The sequence below is a fragment of the Halococcus salifodinae DSM 8989 genome (genome assembly GCF_000336935.1).
Lineage (GTDB): Archaea > Halobacteriota > Halobacteria > Halobacteriales > Halococcaceae > Halococcus > Halococcus salifodinae.
The window spans coordinates 16,295-32,550 of sequence record NZ_AOME01000053.1 but is presented as its reverse complement, the minus strand read 5'-3'; the positions used below and the strand labels follow the sequence as shown (position 1 = coordinate 32,550).

Sequence of the window (16,256 nt, the reverse complement as noted above, 5' to 3'; positions counted from 1 at the left end):
GACCGGACGGTCGAGCCACCCGAACAGCTATTGCAAGCCGTGTGTTTATAATCACTCAATGAGCACGATTTCCGAACTCTCGATCGGGGCGTCCGCGTTCGCGCTCGGCGAGACTCTCGAAGCGATCCCCGAGGCGACGTTCGACATCGAACGTGTCGTCGCCCACGAGACCGAGCGCGTCATGCCGTTCGTGTGGGCGACCGCCCCCGATCGTGACGCGCTCGAAGCTGCCTTCACCGACGATTCCAGCGTGGCCAACGTCGAGCGCCTCTCGGATCTCGACGACGAGTGGCTCTACCGGATGGAGTGGGTCTCCCAGGTCCAGTTCGTGGTCCACGCCATCACCGAGGAGGGCGCGACGATCCTGAACGCACAGTCGGAGGCCGGGCGCTGGCAGCTCCGTGTCCTGTTTCCCGACCGTGACGCGCTCTCGCGAAGCTACACCTTCTGCAAGGACCACGACCTCGACATCGACATCGAGACGATCTACGAGATGGACAACGAGCGCCACGGCCGGTTCGGGCTAACCGACGACCAGTCCGCGACGTTGACCGCGGCGTTCGAGCACGGGTTCTACGAGGTACCTCGAGGAATCTCGGTCGCTGATCTCGCCGACGAACTCGATATCTCCCACCAGGCGCTCTCCGAGCGGTTCCGCCGTGCGCACGGCACACTCATCGAGAACTCCCTCGTCATCGGTCGCGAGCGCGAGGACGAGTCGCGGGCTGTGCCCGAGATGTAGTCGTCGATCCGTTTCGTCACCACCGAGCCGCGCCGGCGATCGATAGCCCCGAGAGACGACCGTTTTTTATAATCCGACGGATAACGGAGGAGACAATGACAGCCGAACAGTACGACGTCGTGGTCGTCGGAGCCGGGACCGCCGGCGCGTTCGCCGCCGCGACCGCCGCACGAGAGGGGGTCTCGACCGTGATCGTCGAGCGCAAATCCGCGGACGATGTCGGCGACATCGCCTGCGGCGACGCGATCAAGGGGACCAGCACGTTCCCCGAAGTGATCGATCTCGACTATCTCCGCGAGGAGGCGTTCACCAACGACCACATCACGAAAGCCCGTTTCGAGAACCCACAGACCGACGAACACATCGACGTCCCGCTCCCGGGCAACGGCGCGGTCGTCGATCGGAAGCGCTACGGCGAGGTGATCATCGAGGAGACTCAACGCGCCGGCGCGGAGCTCCACTGCGACACCATTGTCAAGGACGTCATCCAGAAGAACGGCCGCGTGACCGGCGTCGAGACCGTCCACGAAGGCGACCCGACGACCTACGAGGCCGACGTGGTGATCGACGCCGCGGGCTCACTCTCCCTCCTCCAAGACAAAGTCGATTTCGAGGGAACGACGTTCGACACCAACGTCAACTACTCGCAGTTCTGTTCGGCCTACCGCGAGGTCGTCGAAGTCGACGAACCCGTCGACTGGGACGACTCGCTCGTGTTCAAACCCACCGAGGAGCTCGGCTATCTCTGGTACTTCCCCCGAACCAGCACCGAGATCAACGCCGGACTGGGATTCCAGATGAACAAATCGCCGATGGAGCTGGTCGAGGTGCTGAAAAACGACCTCCGACAGCGCCCGGAGTTCGAGAACGCGACGGTCAAGAGCAAGCTCGGGGCCGCCCTCCCCACCCGTCGGCCGTACGACTCGGCGGTCGCGCCGGGGTTCATGGCGGTCGGCGACGCCGCGGGTCACGTCAACCCCACCACCGGCGGCGGGATTCCAGGGGCGGCGAAGGCCGGCCACTGGGCCGCGAAGAAGGCCGTCGAGGCCGTCTCGTCGGGCGACGTGAGCGAACAGCAGCTCTGGGAGTACAACTACAAGGTGATGCGTGACTTCGGCAAGCGCTTCGCCGCGATGGACGTCTACAACATCTTCGGCGGCGCGAACGACGTCGACGACCTCGTGAGCATCCTGACTTCGATGCCGAGCCAGCAGATCATCGACGCACTCGGCAAGGAGGGCACCGCCTCGATGAGCCTCGGCCTCAAACTCAAGACGATCCTCAAGACCTACGGCCACTGGGAGACGCTCTACGATCTCTACAAGGCCCAGGGCAAGGCCGCCGAGGTCAAAGCGCTCTACGACGACTACCCCTCCTCGCCGACCGAGTTCGACACGTGGCAGGCAACCCGTGATTCGCTGATGGATGAGGTGTACGACCTCACTGGCGCGGATTCCAAGTACTAAGCACCGACTTTTTTACTTTGCTACGAGACGGCGAAGCCGTCTCGGCATGACGAGAGAGCTTCGCTCTCTCGAACCACGTCGGGTGTCCTCGCGCGCCTCCGGCGCGCTGCGGGCACCGCTCTCTGCTCGCGGACCGAAGGCCCGCTCGCACGGTACGAGGGACGCTCCGCGTCCCTCGCTACTCGCAAAAACCTCGACTAAAAACATCCGCTCACTCGCCTACGGCTCGTTCGCGGTAGGGCTGCTGGCGCTTCCCGCGACCGCTCCACACCGCAACCACACAGCACCGCCGAAGCCCTCGGCGCGCTCACTCCGTTCGCTACTCGCTCCCTGCGGTCGCTCACGCCTCGCCCTTCATCCGCCAGGTGCCGCACCGCAACCGCCACCGCCCCGCAACCGCCACCGCCCCGCAACCGCCACCGCCCCGCAACCGCCACCGCCCCGCAACCGCCACCGCCGCCGCACCGCAGCACTCGCCGGCGACAAGCAGACACAAGTACCGCCCGAAGCTACCGGGCGCATGACCGACACGGACGACGCCGTCGAGGCGTTCCTGAGCCAGGCTGACTCGGTGATCGAGGACTACGAGAACGGCTACGTCGACCCCGACGCCGCCCTCTCGACGCTCGAACACCACATCGAGATACTGCGCGAGGAAACCGACTGACCCGACAGGAAACACGAACAGTTATCGGACTCGCCGCCGCGCGTCGAACTATGACGGACTTTTCTGACCGGGTGGATCGGATCGCGATCAGCGGCATCCGCGAGGTGTTCGAGGCGGCGGGCGGCGACGCGATCAATCTCGGAATCGGCCAGCCCGACTTCCCGACGCCCGAGCACGTCCGGGGGGCCGCGGTCGACGCCATCGAGAGCGGCGCGACCGACGGTTACACCTCGAACGCGGGGATCGACGGGCTCTGCGAGGCGATCAGCGAGAAACACGCCCGCGACAACGCCTTCGACGTCGGCCCGGATCAGGTGATCGCGACCGCGGGCGGGAGCGAGGCGCTCCACCTCGCGATGGAAGCCCACGTGAGCGCGGGTGAGGAGGTCATCTTCCCCGACCCCGGCTTCGTCGCCTACGACGCCCTCACGCATCTCGCTGGCGGAGTCCCGAACCCGATCGAACTCCGCGAGGACCTCACGATGAGTCCCGCGGCCGTGGAGGAGGCCATCACCGACGACACTGCAGCGTTCGTCGTCAACAGCCCCGCCAACCCCACTGGAGCAGTCCAGTCGGAGGAGGACATGCGGGAGTTCGCGCGGATCGCCGACGAACACGACGTGCTCTGTATTGCCGACGAGGTGTACGAGCACATCGTCTTCGACGGCAACCACTACTCGCCGATGGACTTCGCCGAGTCGGACAACGTCGTGGTGGTGAACGCCTGCTCGAAAGCGTACTCGATGACGGGCTGGCGGCTCGGCTGGGTCGCGGGCTCCGACCGCCGAATCGACCGAATGCTCCGGGTCCATCAGTACGTTCAGGCCTGTGCGAGCGCGCCCGCCCAGTACGCCGCCGAGGCCGCCCTTTCTGGCCCCCAAGACCGGGTTCACGAGATGGTCGACGCCTTCGAGGAGCGCCGCGACGTGCTGCTCGACGGCCTCGCCGACGCCGGTCTCGACACCCCGACCCCGCAGGGCGCGTTCTACGCCATGCCTGAGGCCCCCGATGGCTGGGTCGACGAGTGCCTCGATCGCGGCGTCGTCGTCGTGCCCGGCGAGGCGTTCGGCGACGGCGGCGACGGCTACGCCCGGATCTCCTACGCCGCCGGTATCGAGGACCTGAAGGACGCACTCGAAATCATGAACGACGCCGCGAGCGCGGTTCGCTGACGTCGCTGACGCCCCTCTGACGAGCGTCGCCGCCCACGAAATATCGTGATCGATGGTGGTCGATACACCACAATATATTCCTTCGTATTCGAGTTATCGTCCGTGTGATTGTTGGTCGAGCGGACCGAACGGCGACGGACCGGAGCGACCGAAACCGACTGCGGGCGGAACGTATCGATCGAACAGCAGTTGCCTGTGGCGGTGACCGATGGGCATAGCCGATCGGCTGGTGAACGCCGAGCGCGAGCACAGCAGCTTCGTCTACGTCATGGCGGGGATCGCCGCGCTCAACGGGTTGCTGTTCGGGTTCGACGTCGGCGTCATTTCGGGGGCGCTGCTGTACATCGACCAGACGTTCACGCTGTCGCCGTTTCTGGAGGGAGTCGTCACCAGCAGCGTTCTCGTGGGGGCGATGATCGGCGCGGCGACCGGGGGGACGTTGGCCGATCGGTTCGGCCGTCGCCGGCTGACGCTCGCGGGCGCGATCGTGTTCTTCGTCGGCTCGTTCGGGATGGCGCTGTCGCCGACGATCGAGTGGCTCATTGCCTGGCGAGTCATCGAGGGTGTCGCTGTCGGCGTCGCGTCGATCGTTGGCCCGCTGTTGATTTCCGAAACCGCTCCCTCCGACATCCGTGGCGCGCTCGGCTTTCTCCAGCAGTTGATGATCACGATCGGGATCTTGCTGGCGTACGTCGTCAACTACGCCTTCGCGCCCGAGTTCCTCGGGATCGTCGGCTGGCGCTGGATGCTGTGGTTCGGGGCGGTGCCGGCGGCGATACTCGCGGCCGGGACGTACTTCCTGCCCGAGAGCCCGCGCTGGCTCATCGAAAACGACCGGATCGACGAGGCGAGAGCTGTACTCTCCCGCGTCCGCGGCACCGACGATATCGACGAGGAAATCGAGCACATCCGCGACGTCAGCGAAACCGAGGCGGAAGGCGATCTCTCGGATCTGCTCGAACCGTGGGTTCGCCCGGCGCTCATCGTCGGCGTCGGCCTCGCGGTTATCCAGCAGGTGAGCGGGATCAACACCATCATCTACTACGCACCGACGATCCTCAGCAACATCGGGTTCGGCGACATCGCCTCGATCGTCGGCACTGTCGGCGTCGGAACGGTCAACGTCCTGTTGACTGTTGTCGCCATCCTCCTCGTGGATCGCGTGGGTCGGCGACCGCTGTTGCTCGTGGGCACTGGCGGGATGACGGTGATGCTCGGGATACTGGGACTCGGCTTCTTCCTGCCGGGGCTGTCGGGCGTCGTCGGCTACGTGACGCTTGGGAGCATGATCGGCTACGTCGGCTTCTATGCGATCAGTCTCGGGCCGGTGTTCTGGCTGCTCATCTCGGAGATCTACCCGCTTCGCATCCGCGGGACCGCGGAGGGTGTCGCCAGCGTCTTCAACTGGGGAGCGAACTTCCTCGTCGCGCTGACCTTCCTCCCGCTGATCAACCGGCTCGGCGAGGGGCCCTCGTTCTGGCTGCTCGGTGGGTTCTGCCTCCTCGCGTTCGTGTTCATCTACTCGCGCGTTCCCGAGACGATGGGTCGCTCGCTCGAAGACATCGAGGCAGACCTCCGCGAGAACGCGATGGTTGGTCCCGATCAGGAACGATCGCCCGACCCCGCGTCCAACGACTGATACGCCGACAGGAGCGCGCTTGTCAGGAATCGACGCGTGTTCGACCACGACCGCTGTGGCGTCGAAACGCCACACTCCGACCGCACACCTATGTGATGGGGACCCGAACGTGGTTGTATGGCTATCGCACGCCACGAGCAGGGAACACGAGCCGATCTCGCCGCGCTCGCCTCGCAGGTCCACCCGGTTTTCATGCTCCCACCGCTCGCGGCGTCGTGGTTCGGCGCGGCACTCGCTCCCAGTATCTCGCCAGTCGCCAGTATCGTCCACATGACGGCGATGTTCTGTGCGGTCTACACCGCCCACGTCAAGGACGGCTACGTCGATTTCCACGTTCGAGGCGAGGACGACGACCACCCGCTCACGGTGGGGGGCTGTCGGCTGGGGCTCGCGCTCGCGACCGGCGGGTTCGCGGCGTGTCTCGGCTGGCTCTGGATCGTGATCGGGCCCGGTGCGGCGCTCGTCACGTTGCCAGCGTGGTTCGTCGGCTACCTTCACGCGCCCCAGCTCGACATGCATCCCGTGGGCGCGACCGCGGGCTACCCGGTCGGGATCGCGCTCTCGATCCTCGGTGGGTACTACGTGCAAGCGGGCGCGTTCTCGACGACGGCGCTCGCGTTTGCAGCCGTCTTCCTCGTGCTCCTCTCGGGGATCAAAGTCATCGACGACGCGAAGGACCGATCCTACGACCGTTCGATCGACAAACGGACCGTCGCCGTGGTGCTCGGCCGCGAGCGCGCGCGTCGTGTCGCCTACGGCCTCGTGGCGCTCGCGCTCGTGGGCGTGCTCGTGGGCGCAATCACTGGCGTGTTTCCGCCGAGCACCGGCCTCGCAGTCGTCGCGTTCGCCGTCGTCGCCGCGACGACTCGGCGGCTCGAACCGCGGCGCGCGACCGAGGTGCTGATGCGCGGTTCCTACGTGTTCCTCGGACTCCTCTTTTTCGCCGTGTGGTTCCAGCCGCTCGTGTGACGCACGAACGGTTGGCGAACACCACGCTGCCCGGCCAGCCGATTGCGGTGGCGCGCGGCTGCGCGCCGTTTATCGGCGCGCGACTCGCGTGCGAGGGATGACTGAGCCGAACGGGGTGAGGCGAAGGAATCGGTTGGGGAGGGAGTGGCCCGCGGTTTTCATTTGTCTCGTGCGAGTGTGGACCACTCTGCGATCGCTTTCAGAACCAGCGCAGAGGACCGATCCGAACTATGCAACCACAACACCGAAAGACGCCCCCCACGAACCGGGCGTGGATGACCGACGATCGCTCCAACGACGGTTCGACGGCCGACACGCGGACGACCGACGGTGGCACGGATGAAGCGGCTGAGACGCCGATTGAGGCCGATGTGGTCGATGACGTTGCCGAAGCCGAAAACGTTCCCCGCGAAGGGCTCGTCGGTGCGCTCGTGGTTCTCAACGCCTCGCTGCTCGGGTCGCACTCGACCTACGAACGCGAGTACGAGTACGTGACCGTCGACGGCGTTCGCGGCTACGTCGTCGATGCGGGGGCGTGGGAGACCCTTCGCGAGGAACACGACCTCGACTCGCGGCTCGCGACGGCCGCACAGCACGCCCACACCGAACAGACCGAGCGACTGCTCGCGGCGGCTGACGACGACCGCGCTACCGACGACATCGATGCGGGGATCGTCGTCGGGATCGACACGGCCGAAGTGATGAACTGACGGGCCGGTTCGGCCCACGGACCGGGCATCGTCGCGTCACTTCGCGGTGCTCACGATCTTCACCACGTCGCCCTCCGCGAGTTCGTGGTCGTCGCCGATCTCCCGGTTCGAGCGTGCGTCCACGGCGTGGAGATACCCCTCGCCGATGTCCGAGTGGACTGCGAAGGCGAGGTCGCGCGGCGTCGATCCGCGGGGGACGAGGAAGGCGTCGGGGAGGGTGTTCCCTTGGCCGTCGGTCCACTTCGACTCGTTCTGGACCGGGTAAACAGTAATGTGATCGAGCAGGTCGTACACCGCCTCGTTCAGCGCGCGCTGGATGCCGGTCCCGCCGTACGCCTCGATGACGTCCTCGACGGTTTCGAGTCCCGCACGCTGGCTCGCCGAGAGGCCGTCGCCGACCGCGAACTCGCTATCGCCGGGATCGTAGTCGATCACGCCCGCCTCGGCCCCGCGCCGGAGCGCGCGTTCGCCGTCCGCGGTCGCCGGGATCGCGCGCTCGGCGGCCGCGGCCAGCGAATCGAGGTTGCCCTCGGGCGCGACATCGGCTTTGTTCGCCACGACGACGAGGGGTTTGGTTCGCGCTCGAATCTCGCGGGCGAGCGCGAGGCGGTCGTCGTCGGTCCACTCGCGCGGGTCGTCAGGATAGTCGAGCGCGCGTAGCGTCGCCGCGATCGCCGGCTCGTTCGCGCCCACACCCGAGAGCAGCTCCGCGAGGTGGTCGTCGATCGCGAAGCCGGGCGAGCGCGACCCGCGCTCGACGGTCTCCCAGTTGCGCGCCACGATCCCCGCGAGCCATCGCTCGATCTCGCTCGCGACGAAATCCACGTCTTCGACGGGATCGTGATCGCCGACTTCGACCGGCTCGCCCTCGGCGTTCGTCCCGCCGGAGGCGTCGACCACGTTCAAAATAACGTCGGCGGTCGTGAGTTCGTCGAGGAACTGGTTGCCCAGCCCCCGTCCCTCGTGTGCGCCCGGGACGAGCCCCGCGACATCCAGGAGCTCGACAGAGACGTACCGCTTGCCGTCGCGGCAGTGTTCGTTGCCGCAGCGCTCCTCGCGGTCGAGACAGGGGCAGTCGGTACGCACGTACGAGACCCCGCGATTCGCGTCGATCGTCGTGAAGGGGTAGTTGGCGACGTCGACCTCGGTCATGGTCGCCGCCTCGAAAAAGGTAGATTTGCCGGCGTTCGGCTTGCCGGCGAGCGCGAGCGAGAGCATGGCGCGCCTACTCGGGCGGTGTGAAACTGCCTTTCGGTTCTTCGGATGCCTCCGGATCGCTCGTTCCCGATCCCTCGGAATCGTCCGCCGCCGGTTCCGCGGACTCGCTCGCCTCGGGTTCGGCCTCCCGAATCACCGGCTCCGATGGCTCCTCGTCGGCCGCGTTCGCTTCACCGTGGTCTGTCGCCGCCGATTCGTCTTCGTTCGACGGTTCCGATTCCTCCTCGTCGGCGGTGCGTTCCGTGCTCGCTGTGGGAGCGTCGATCGGTTCGATCGCCTGGATCAGGTCAGTTCGGTCCGCGCCATCAGTCGGCTCGGCCGGTTCGTCGGGCTCGCTCGCCTCCACCTCGGCGTCCGCACCCGGTTCGGTCGACGGCGATCGGTCCTCGGCGGCTTCGGAGGCTCCGGTAGCCGTCTCGGTGTCCGATTCGGGAGCGATTGCGAGCGGGTTTTCTTCGCGGACGATGGTCATCTCGCCGCGAGCGCGCATCGCGCCCTCGACCACCGCACCTTCGTGGAGACGGAGCTGTTCGCACGCGATATCGCCGCGGATCCGGGCGTCGGCGGCGACCTCGACTGCGCCACCACGGGTCGTGACGTCGCCGTGGACCGTCGTTTCGCTCTCGACCACGATCGACTCGCGCGCCCGGAGGCTGCCGAACACTTCACTACGCTCGTCGACCGTGATCGACGCCGCACGGAGGTTGCCGTGGAGGCGACAGTCGGCCCCGACCTCCGCCGGAGTCGAGACCCGCCACGCGTCGTCGGTCACGTCGGCGTTGCGCGGGATCACGAGCGGCTCTGCTTCCTCTTCGTCGAACACCTCCGCGACCACGTCTTCGGCCATGTCCTCCTCGCCGATGTGGAGGAGATGGGTGAGATAGGTGAAGAGGAAGACGAGCGTCGGGACCGGGTTGCGAATCACGATCCAGCCGTTGGCGTCGAACCCCTCCTCGATCGTGACGTCGTCGCCGATGTCGAGATCGCCGGCGACCACGAGCTGGCCGTCGATGGTGACGCGCTCGCCGATGTAGGCGTCCGCGCCCGCGAGCACGTTCCCCCCGATCTCACACCAGGTGTCGAGACGACAGTCAGCCTCGGCCTCGACGTCACCGGCGATCGTGACGCGCTCGCCGGCGATCACGTTCCGGCCGCGGACGCCGAGTGCGATCTCGCTTTGTGCGCCGACGATGACGTCCGTCTCGGTCACGATGGCGTGTTCCTCGACGGTGGTGCCATCGGGGACGACGAGCGCGGCGAGCGGGTCCGAGCGGAGCGACACACCGACGGTTCGGTGGGGGTGCGTAATAAATCCAATCCGTCTGCCGGCCACGGCCGGCCACCGCCCGTCGGGACGAGCGATTTTTACCGGCGAGCGACGAACCTCGGTCATGACTGTTCTATCGTTCGACGATGAGGGTGTCGACGTGAGCTACGAGGGAACGGAGTTCCGGCTCGATCGCGCGCTCGTCGAGGACGCCGTCGACAAACCCTATCCCGAGATCACCGACCACGAAGTGCTCCAGATCGTCGAACCCGACCCGGCGCTGTCGGGGGAACCCCGACGCATCGACGACATCACCGCGTGAGCACCAACTGGCTCTACGTGTCGTTCGTTCGAGGGACGAACCCCCTCACAGCGAGGAGGCAGAGACGTCCTCCGACGATCGCGCTTCGAGCCGGTGGTCAGTCCTCGTCGTCGGTGGTCGAGAGCCCCTCGTCACCACGGTCGAGTGCGCGGGGAGCGTCGACGCGTGCGGAGTAGCCGTCGAACCAGCGGGCGATCCGCTCGATCCGGTCGACGACGTGGGCGGGTTCGCCCGAGCGCGACAGTTCGTGGCCCTCGCGCGGGTAGCGCACCAGCCGGGTGTCGACGCCGTTTTTCTTGAGGAAGAGGTAGAACATCTCGCCGTTGTTGACTGGAACCCGATAATCGTCCTCGGCGTGGATCAGAAGCGTCGGGGTGTCGACCGCATCGACGTGGGCGACGGGCGAGTGCTCCCAGAGGAACGCGGGCTCTTCCCACGGCGTGGTGTCGAAATCCCACTCGACCAGCTTGAACGCGTCCGTCGATCCGTAAAACGAGAGCAGGTCGTACACGCCGCGCTGAGCGACCGCGGCCCGGAATCGATCGGTGTGGCCCACGATCCAACCGGTCATGAACCCGCCGAACGAGCCGCCGGTGACGTAACACTCCTCGCCGTCGATGTCCGCGCGATCCGTGACCTGCTCCACACCGGCGAGAACGTCCGCCATCGTCACTGCCCCCCAGTCGCGCTCGATCGCGGCGGTGAACGCCTGTCCGTACCCCGTCGATCCTCGCGGGTTCGACCAGAACACGGCGTACCCGCGGGCGGCGAGCGTCTGGAACTCGTGCCACATCGTCCCCGCCGCCGTCCACATCGCGTGTGGCCCGCCGTGAATCTGGGTTATCAAGGGATACGGTTCGTCGGCGTCGGACGATCGGTCGGCCTTCTGGTCGGCGATATCGGGCGGTGTCAGCACCCACCCCTCGATCGTCGGCCCGTCGTCGGCCTTGAACCGGACCGGCTCGGGTTCGCCGATGGCGTGATCCGCGAGATACGCCTCGTTCACCCGCGTCAGCCGGGTCGTGTCCGATCCCTCGTGAACGAACACGTCGCCGGGGTGGTCCCATTCGCTCCGGACGAACGCGACCCGCCCACCGCCCGCCGTCACGCCCGTGACGTGACCGTCCGTGACGACCGTTTCGACGTCACCGCTGCCGTCGCCGTTCGCGCGGCGGACGGCGAACGCGCCCTCGTCGGGCGTGACGAAGTAGACGGACTCTGCCTCGCGGCCCCACGTGATCGTCGGCGTCTCGACCGTGCGATCGAGGTTCTCGGTGAGCGTCGCCGTCGTCTCGCTTGCGCGGTCGTACACCAGCAGGTCGGTCTGGCCCATTGCCCCCATTTCGGCCGGCGTGTGGGTGTAGGCGATCCGGTCGTCGTCGGTGACGGCGATGGTCGGCATCCACTCGTTGGTCTGGAACACCGTCTCGACCTCGTCCGTGGCGAGGTCGTGGGCCAACACGTCCACGATCGTGTTGTCGTCGGGATCGTCCGTTCGCTTCGCGGTGACGTAGAGCGTTTCGTCGCTCCACGCCGGCGAACCGTAGTCGTACTCCCCGTCGGTGACGCGTTCGACGTTCCCCTCGAGATCGGCGACGTAGACGTGACTCCGGGTCCCGTCGAAGTAGCGCTCGTCGGCCCGGTACACCAGTCGGTCGAGCACTTTCGGGTCCGGGACGGTGCGTTCGTCGCCGTGCAGGTCACGCTCCTCCTCGCGCTCGTCGACGGTCACCGACTGGACGAACGCGATCCGCTCGCCGTCGCGGTCCCACGAGAGGGCGGAAACGCTACCGGGGACGTCGGTCACCTGTCGGGCCTCGCCGCCGTCCACGGGGACGACCCAGAGCTGTGGCCGGTCGCTGTCGCCTCGTGTCGAGACGAACGCGAGGCGATCGCCCGACGGCGACCAGCGTGGTTCGGCGTCGACGCCGTCCGTGAGGGTGAACTGTCGCGGATCGCCTCCGCCGTCGGCGGGAACGACGTGGATCGTGGCCGCGACGGACTCCTCGTCCTTCGGTACCCGCCGAACGAACGCGACCCGTTCGCCGTCCGGCGAGAGTCGTGGCTCGCTCACTCGCACGATGTCGTGATGGTCGCTTCCCTCGATCGGCTCCATGTCCGCTTCTCGATAGCGACTCTCATGCACGTATCGATTGCCGTCGACCGCTCGACCGGGGCGGATCGCTTGCGACGGGGGGCCGCCCCGTTGCCGAGGTCGACGATAACCGAGCGGAGTCGGTCGGCTGACGGCAGCCCCTGAGCAACGCAGGAACAGGAACGGACAGCGAAACGATCCCCATCGTCGTTTCGCAATGCCGGTCGCCGGAAGAGTGTACTACGGGCGGGTCGATCCCCTCATATGGAGATCAACGGCGATCGACTCCGATCGGACATCGAGACCAACGCCGCGTTCGGCGCGATCGACGCCGAAACGGGCCGCGGACGGACCGTTCTCACCGGGACGCCGCCCAACCGTCGCGGGCGCGAGTACCTCGTCGACCGTCTCGAAGCGGCCGGCCTCGCGGTTTGGGTCGATGCTGTCGGCAACGTCGCCGGGCGGTGGGTTCCCGACGACGTAGCCCCCGACACGCCGGCGGTCGCGACGGGGAGCCACCTCGATTCGGTGCCGCGGGGTGGGATCTTCGACGGACCGCTCGGCGTCTACGCGGCGCTCGAAGCCGTTCGCGCGGTACAGGAGTCCGGTATCGAACCCGCTCGTCCGATCGAGGTCGTCTGCTTCACCGAGGAGGAAGGCCAGCGCTTCGCCGAGGGGCTGCTGGGATCGTCGGTCGCCGCCGGCGAGCGGTCGGTCGAGGCAGCACTGGGCCTTGCCGACGACGACGGCACCACCCTCGATGCGGCCCTGACAGAGATCGGGTTCCGTGGGGAGGGACGCCTCGACGCGCGGGAGTGGGACGCGTGGCTCGAACTCCACGTCGAGCAGAACGATCGGCTCGAAGCGGCGGGCGTTCCGGTCGGGATCGTCACCACCATCACCGGTATCACCCACTGCGAGGTGGTCGTCGAGGGCGAGGCCGACCACGCGGGCGCGACCTCGATGGCCGACCGCGACGACGCCCTCGCAGCGGCCAGCGAATTCGTCCTCGACGTCGAGTCGGCCGCCCGGGAAGCGACGACGGAGGACGACACCGCGGTCGGAACGGTGGGAGGCTTCACGGTCGAGCCGAACGCGACCAACGTCGTTCCCGGCCGAGTCGAGATGGGCCTCGACGTCCGGAGCACCGAGTACGCCACGATGAACGCGATCGTTGAACGTGCTCGGGCGAACCTCGACCGCATCACTCGCGACCGCGACGTTACGACGGAGTTCGAGCGCAGCTTCGATCTCCGCCCCACGCCGATGAGCGAACGGTATCGGGAGGCTACCCACGCAGGGTGCGAGAAGGCGGACATCGAGTCGCTGGCGATGCACTCCGGGGCTGCCCACGACACGATGCACGTCGCGTCCGTGACCGACGCCGGCCTCCTGTTCGCGCCCTCGCGGGATGGAGCCTCACACAGTCCGCGCGAGTGGACCGACTGGGCCGACTGCACGGCGGCGACCCGGGCACTCGCCGAAACCGTGGCCGCCCTCGCCACGTGAACCGCGATTCGAGCGCCGGTTTCGGTTCACCCCGATCGACTATCCCTCCCAGTCGGGATCGTCCCGCGGCGGGCTGAAGACGTCGAGGCCGATCGCCCGGTCCGTGCCGTGGTTCTCCGCACGGTGGGGTTCGTCGCCAGCGAGAACGTACGAGTCGCCCGCGCCGACGATACGCTCCTCGCCGTCGACGGTGAACGTCAGCTCCCCTTCGATCACGTAGCCGACCTGCTCGTGTGGGTGGCTGTGCTCCGGGACGACGGCCCCGGGATCGATCACGAACCGCTGGACGTTCGCCTTCTCGCCACCGGCCAGGCGCTGCAGGTGAGCGCCCTCGACCGCTTCGGTGCTTTCGATATCGGCCGCCGAACGGATCTCCATGGCGTTCTCACCGTAGCCAAGCAGATAAAAGCGCCACCCTCCCAGTAGTCGTTCATGAGGCCCCACGAACGATCACCTTCAGGTATCGCTAGCGGAACATACACCGAACGGAGCGACGGAATTACGATGGAAGGATAGGGCTGCCTGGGTCGGTCTCGGCACGGTCGCTGCGGGCCTCCACTCCTACCGAACCGAGAACCGCAGACCGACGATGACGGTGGCCATCACCGTTACCAGCCTGGTTCTCGTCATCGCTATCGGTGGGTTCGTGGAGACCTCGGACGGCTCGTTGATCGCGCGTGGCTCGGGGCTGCGATCTCTGCGGTCAACGTCGCGCTCGCGGTGACGAACCGGTTCCTGGAAGAGCAGCGCCGAACGAGACCCGTCGATCGCGCGTCCCGCGCGTGATCGAGATTCCGACGGCTGTGGGATTTAAGCCCCAGCAGGCACTCCATCGGATATGAACCAGTATCTCCCCGGTGGGGTCGACCATCCCTCGTGGCGGACCGTTCTCGGGACGTTCGTCGGCTACGGTGCCATCCTCCTCGTGATGACAGTCCTGCTGTTCGCCGTGCCGTATCTCGTCTTCACCGCGATCTAATGGGCTACATCCCCATGTCGGCAGCGGGATCGGGCACCGGAAGATCGTTCGGCGATGCCCCCAGAAGTTCGGCGGCGTGGTCGAGCGCCATGTCGAACCCGTAGTACCGTTCGAGTTCGTCGCTTTCGACTGTCGGTCGCACCTTGAGCATCGCGTATCCTTCGCGGTTCTGGGCGATCGCTGCAGTCTGCCCCTCGGACTCGAACGCGAGCACGCGCTCGGTCTCGGTTTCGGTGTAGCGGGCGGTGATACCGTTCGCCTCGGCGGTCCCGTCGGTCATCGATTCGTGTTCGTCGGGCCACAGCAAAAGCACGTGGGTCCCCGGTCGACGACCGCGGTTCACAAAGCGGTTATCCACGGTGCGATCGTGCGATCTCACGATGACCGTCATCGCACGAGGGGACGATCGTGGCTGACACCGACACGTCGAGGGAGCGAGCCGCGACGGACCGGGACTCGACGAACGAGACGACCCCGCGATCGACGCCTTCGAGCGAGAGAGGGGACGTCACGTTCACGCTCGCGGGCGTCCGTGAGGGGTTCGTCACCGGGTTCCCGGTCGCGATCGGCGTCGCGGGCTACGGCGTCGTCTTCGGCGTGCTCGCCGGCCGTGCCGGGCTGAGCGTCGCGGAGGCCGGGCTGATGAGCGCGACTGTGCTTGCGGGGGCCGCACAGCTCATCGCGGTCGAGCTCTGGGCAGATTCAGTCCCAGCGATCACCGTCGTCGCCACGGTCGGGATCGTCAACCTCCGGTATCTCCTGCTCGGGGCCGCGCTCCGGCCGTGGTTTCGCCACCTCTCGCCGCGTGCAGCCTACGGCAGCGTCTTCTTCACCGCCGACGAGAACTGGGCGCTCACGATCGCGACGCTCCGGGCGGGCAGCCGACGGGGTGCGTTCCTCCTCGGTAGCGGACTGATTCTCTGGGGACTGTGGATCGTCGCGACCGTCGTCGGCGTGACTGCTGGCGATCTCGTTGGCGACCCCGCACAGTACGGGCTCGACTTCGTCGTGATCGCGCTCTTCCTCACGCTCGCCGCCGGACTCTGGGAGGGTCGCGAGTCCGTCCGACCGTGGCTTGCTGCCGCTGGCGTCGCGCTCGCCACGAACGCCGTCCTTCCCGGCGAGTGGTACGTCATCGTCGGTGCGCTCGCCGGTGCTGGGATCGAGATGGTGACTCACGATGGGTAGCGCACTCGCACTCGATCCGGCAGTGCTCACCCTCGTCGCCGGGATGGCGCTCGTCACGTACGCCACCAAGGCCGGCGGGCTCTGGCTGGTGGGTCGCGTCGACCTCTCCGAACGGGCCGAAGCCGGACTCGACGTCCTTCCGGGTGCGGTCGTCGTCGCCTTCGTCGCGCCTGCGCTCGCCAAGGGCGGCGTTCCCGAGTGGATCGCCGCAGCCACCACTGTCGCGGTCGCCCGCAAAACCGGGAACCTGTTGCTGTCGCTCGCGGTCGGCGTCGGGACCGTGCTGGCGGTCAGGCAGGTCGTGTAGCGAGAT

17 protein-coding genes are annotated in these 16,256 nt (G+C 67.0%); 12 read left to right on the top strand and 5 right to left on the bottom strand.

Annotated features, from left to right (window positions below; genetic code table 11):
• Nucleotides 1–58: 58 nt before the first annotated feature.
• From C450_RS09455 to C450_RS09430, 7 genes are all read left to right on the top strand, one after another.
• Nucleotides 59–742: a bacterio-opsin activator domain-containing protein gene (locus tag C450_RS09455; RefSeq protein WP_005043042.1), complete on the top strand. Its 684-nt coding sequence runs from the start codon at nucleotides 59–61 to the stop codon at nucleotides 740–742.
• A gap of 95 nt (nucleotides 743–837) precedes the next feature.
• Nucleotides 838–2,208, top strand: coding sequence for a geranylgeranyl reductase family protein (locus C450_RS09450; RefSeq protein ID WP_005043041.1), 1,371 nt, complete (start codon nucleotides 838–840; stop codon nucleotides 2,206–2,208).
• A gap of 520 nt (nucleotides 2,209–2,728) precedes the next feature.
• Nucleotides 2,729–2,875: a hypothetical protein gene (locus tag C450_RS22385; protein WP_005043040.1), complete on the top strand. Its 147-nt coding sequence runs from the start codon at nucleotides 2,729–2,731 to the stop codon at nucleotides 2,873–2,875.
• 50 nt (nucleotides 2,876–2,925) lie between these two features.
• On the top strand, nucleotides 2,926–4,047 hold the full coding sequence (locus tag C450_RS09445; protein WP_005043039.1) for a pyridoxal phosphate-dependent aminotransferase: 1,122 nt from the start codon (nucleotides 2,926–2,928) through the stop codon (nucleotides 4,045–4,047).
• A 208-nt stretch (nucleotides 4,048–4,255) separates the two neighbouring features.
• The gene (locus C450_RS09440) at nucleotides 4,256–5,686 is read left to right on the top strand and encodes a sugar porter family MFS transporter (protein WP_005043038.1); all 1,431 of its coding nucleotides are present in this window, start codon (nucleotides 4,256–4,258) and stop codon (nucleotides 5,684–5,686) included.
• Nucleotides 5,687–5,803: 117 nt separating this feature from the next.
• On the top strand, nucleotides 5,804–6,655 hold the full coding sequence (locus tag C450_RS09435; protein WP_005043037.1) for a UbiA family prenyltransferase: 852 nt from the start codon (nucleotides 5,804–5,806) through the stop codon (nucleotides 6,653–6,655).
• A 275-nt stretch (nucleotides 6,656–6,930) separates the two neighbouring features.
• The gene (locus C450_RS09430) at nucleotides 6,931–7,365 is read left to right on the top strand and encodes a hypothetical protein (RefSeq protein WP_005043036.1); all 435 of its coding nucleotides are present in this window, start codon (nucleotides 6,931–6,933) and stop codon (nucleotides 7,363–7,365) included.
• A 36-nt stretch (nucleotides 7,366–7,401) separates the two neighbouring features.
• On the opposite strand, the gene C450_RS09425 is transcribed toward C450_RS09430, so the two are convergent.
• Entirely contained in the window at nucleotides 7,402–8,583 is a 1,182-nt protein-coding gene (locus C450_RS09425) for a redox-regulated ATPase YchF (RefSeq protein WP_005043034.1), read from the bottom strand.
• A gap of 7 nt (nucleotides 8,584–8,590) precedes the next feature.
• Nucleotides 8,591–9,865 carry a polymer-forming cytoskeletal protein gene (locus C450_RS09420; protein WP_005043030.1) on the bottom strand — a complete coding sequence of 425 codons (1,275 nt, stop codon included), beginning with the start codon at nucleotides 9,863–9,865 and terminating at the stop codon, nucleotides 8,591–8,593.
• 109 nt (nucleotides 9,866–9,974) lie between these two features.
• Between C450_RS09420 and C450_RS09415 the strand changes: the two genes are divergently transcribed.
• Nucleotides 9,975–10,172, top strand: a complete 198-nt coding sequence (locus C450_RS09415; RefSeq protein ID WP_005043027.1) for a DUF5800 family protein — start codon at nucleotides 9,975–9,977, stop codon at nucleotides 10,170–10,172.
• Nucleotides 10,173–10,269: 97 nt separating this feature from the next.
• On the opposite strand, the gene C450_RS09410 is transcribed toward C450_RS09415, so the two are convergent.
• Complete coding sequence (locus tag C450_RS09410; RefSeq protein WP_005043025.1) at nucleotides 10,270–12,288, bottom strand: S9 family peptidase; 2,019 nt, start codon at nucleotides 12,286–12,288, stop codon at nucleotides 10,270–10,272.
• A 243-nt stretch (nucleotides 12,289–12,531) separates the two neighbouring features.
• Between C450_RS09410 and C450_RS09405 the strand changes: the two genes are divergently transcribed.
• Nucleotides 12,532–13,776 (top strand): Zn-dependent hydrolase, encoded by a 1,245-nt coding sequence (locus C450_RS09405; protein ID WP_005043022.1) that lies wholly within the window; start codon nucleotides 12,532–12,534, stop codon nucleotides 13,774–13,776.
• Between the two features lie 39 nt (nucleotides 13,777–13,815).
• On the opposite strand, the gene C450_RS09400 is transcribed toward C450_RS09405, so the two are convergent.
• On the bottom strand, nucleotides 13,816–14,154 hold the full coding sequence (locus tag C450_RS09400; protein WP_005043021.1) for a cupin domain-containing protein: 339 nt from the start codon (nucleotides 14,152–14,154) through the stop codon (nucleotides 13,816–13,818).
• Between the two features lie 460 nt (nucleotides 14,155–14,614).
• Here C450_RS09400 and C450_RS22380 point away from each other — a divergent pair, with 460 nt between their 5' ends.
• A complete protein-coding gene (locus tag C450_RS22380; RefSeq protein WP_005043019.1) occupies nucleotides 14,615–14,755 on the top strand; it encodes a hypothetical protein in 141 nt (46 codons plus the stop codon).
• Nucleotides 14,756–14,759: 4 nt separating this feature from the next.
• Here C450_RS22380 and C450_RS09395 read toward each other — a convergent pair whose 3' ends face one another.
• Nucleotides 14,760–15,035 (bottom strand): DUF7111 family protein, encoded by a 276-nt coding sequence (locus tag C450_RS09395; RefSeq protein ID WP_005043016.1) that lies wholly within the window; start codon nucleotides 15,033–15,035, stop codon nucleotides 14,760–14,762.
• Nucleotides 15,036–15,163: 128 nt separating this feature from the next.
• Here C450_RS09395 and C450_RS09390 point away from each other — a divergent pair, with 128 nt between their 5' ends.
• Together C450_RS09390 and C450_RS09385 are read left to right on the top strand one after the other, a co-directional pair.
• Nucleotides 15,164–15,943: an AzlC family ABC transporter permease gene (locus C450_RS09390; RefSeq protein WP_005043012.1), complete on the top strand. Its 780-nt coding sequence runs from the start codon at nucleotides 15,164–15,166 to the stop codon at nucleotides 15,941–15,943.
• Nucleotides 15,936–16,250 (top strand): AzlD family protein, encoded by a 315-nt coding sequence (locus C450_RS09385; RefSeq protein ID WP_005043011.1) that lies wholly within the window; start codon nucleotides 15,936–15,938, stop codon nucleotides 16,248–16,250. Before C450_RS09390 ends, C450_RS09385 begins: the two co-directional genes overlap by 8 nt.
• Nucleotides 16,251–16,256 lie beyond the last annotated feature (6 nt).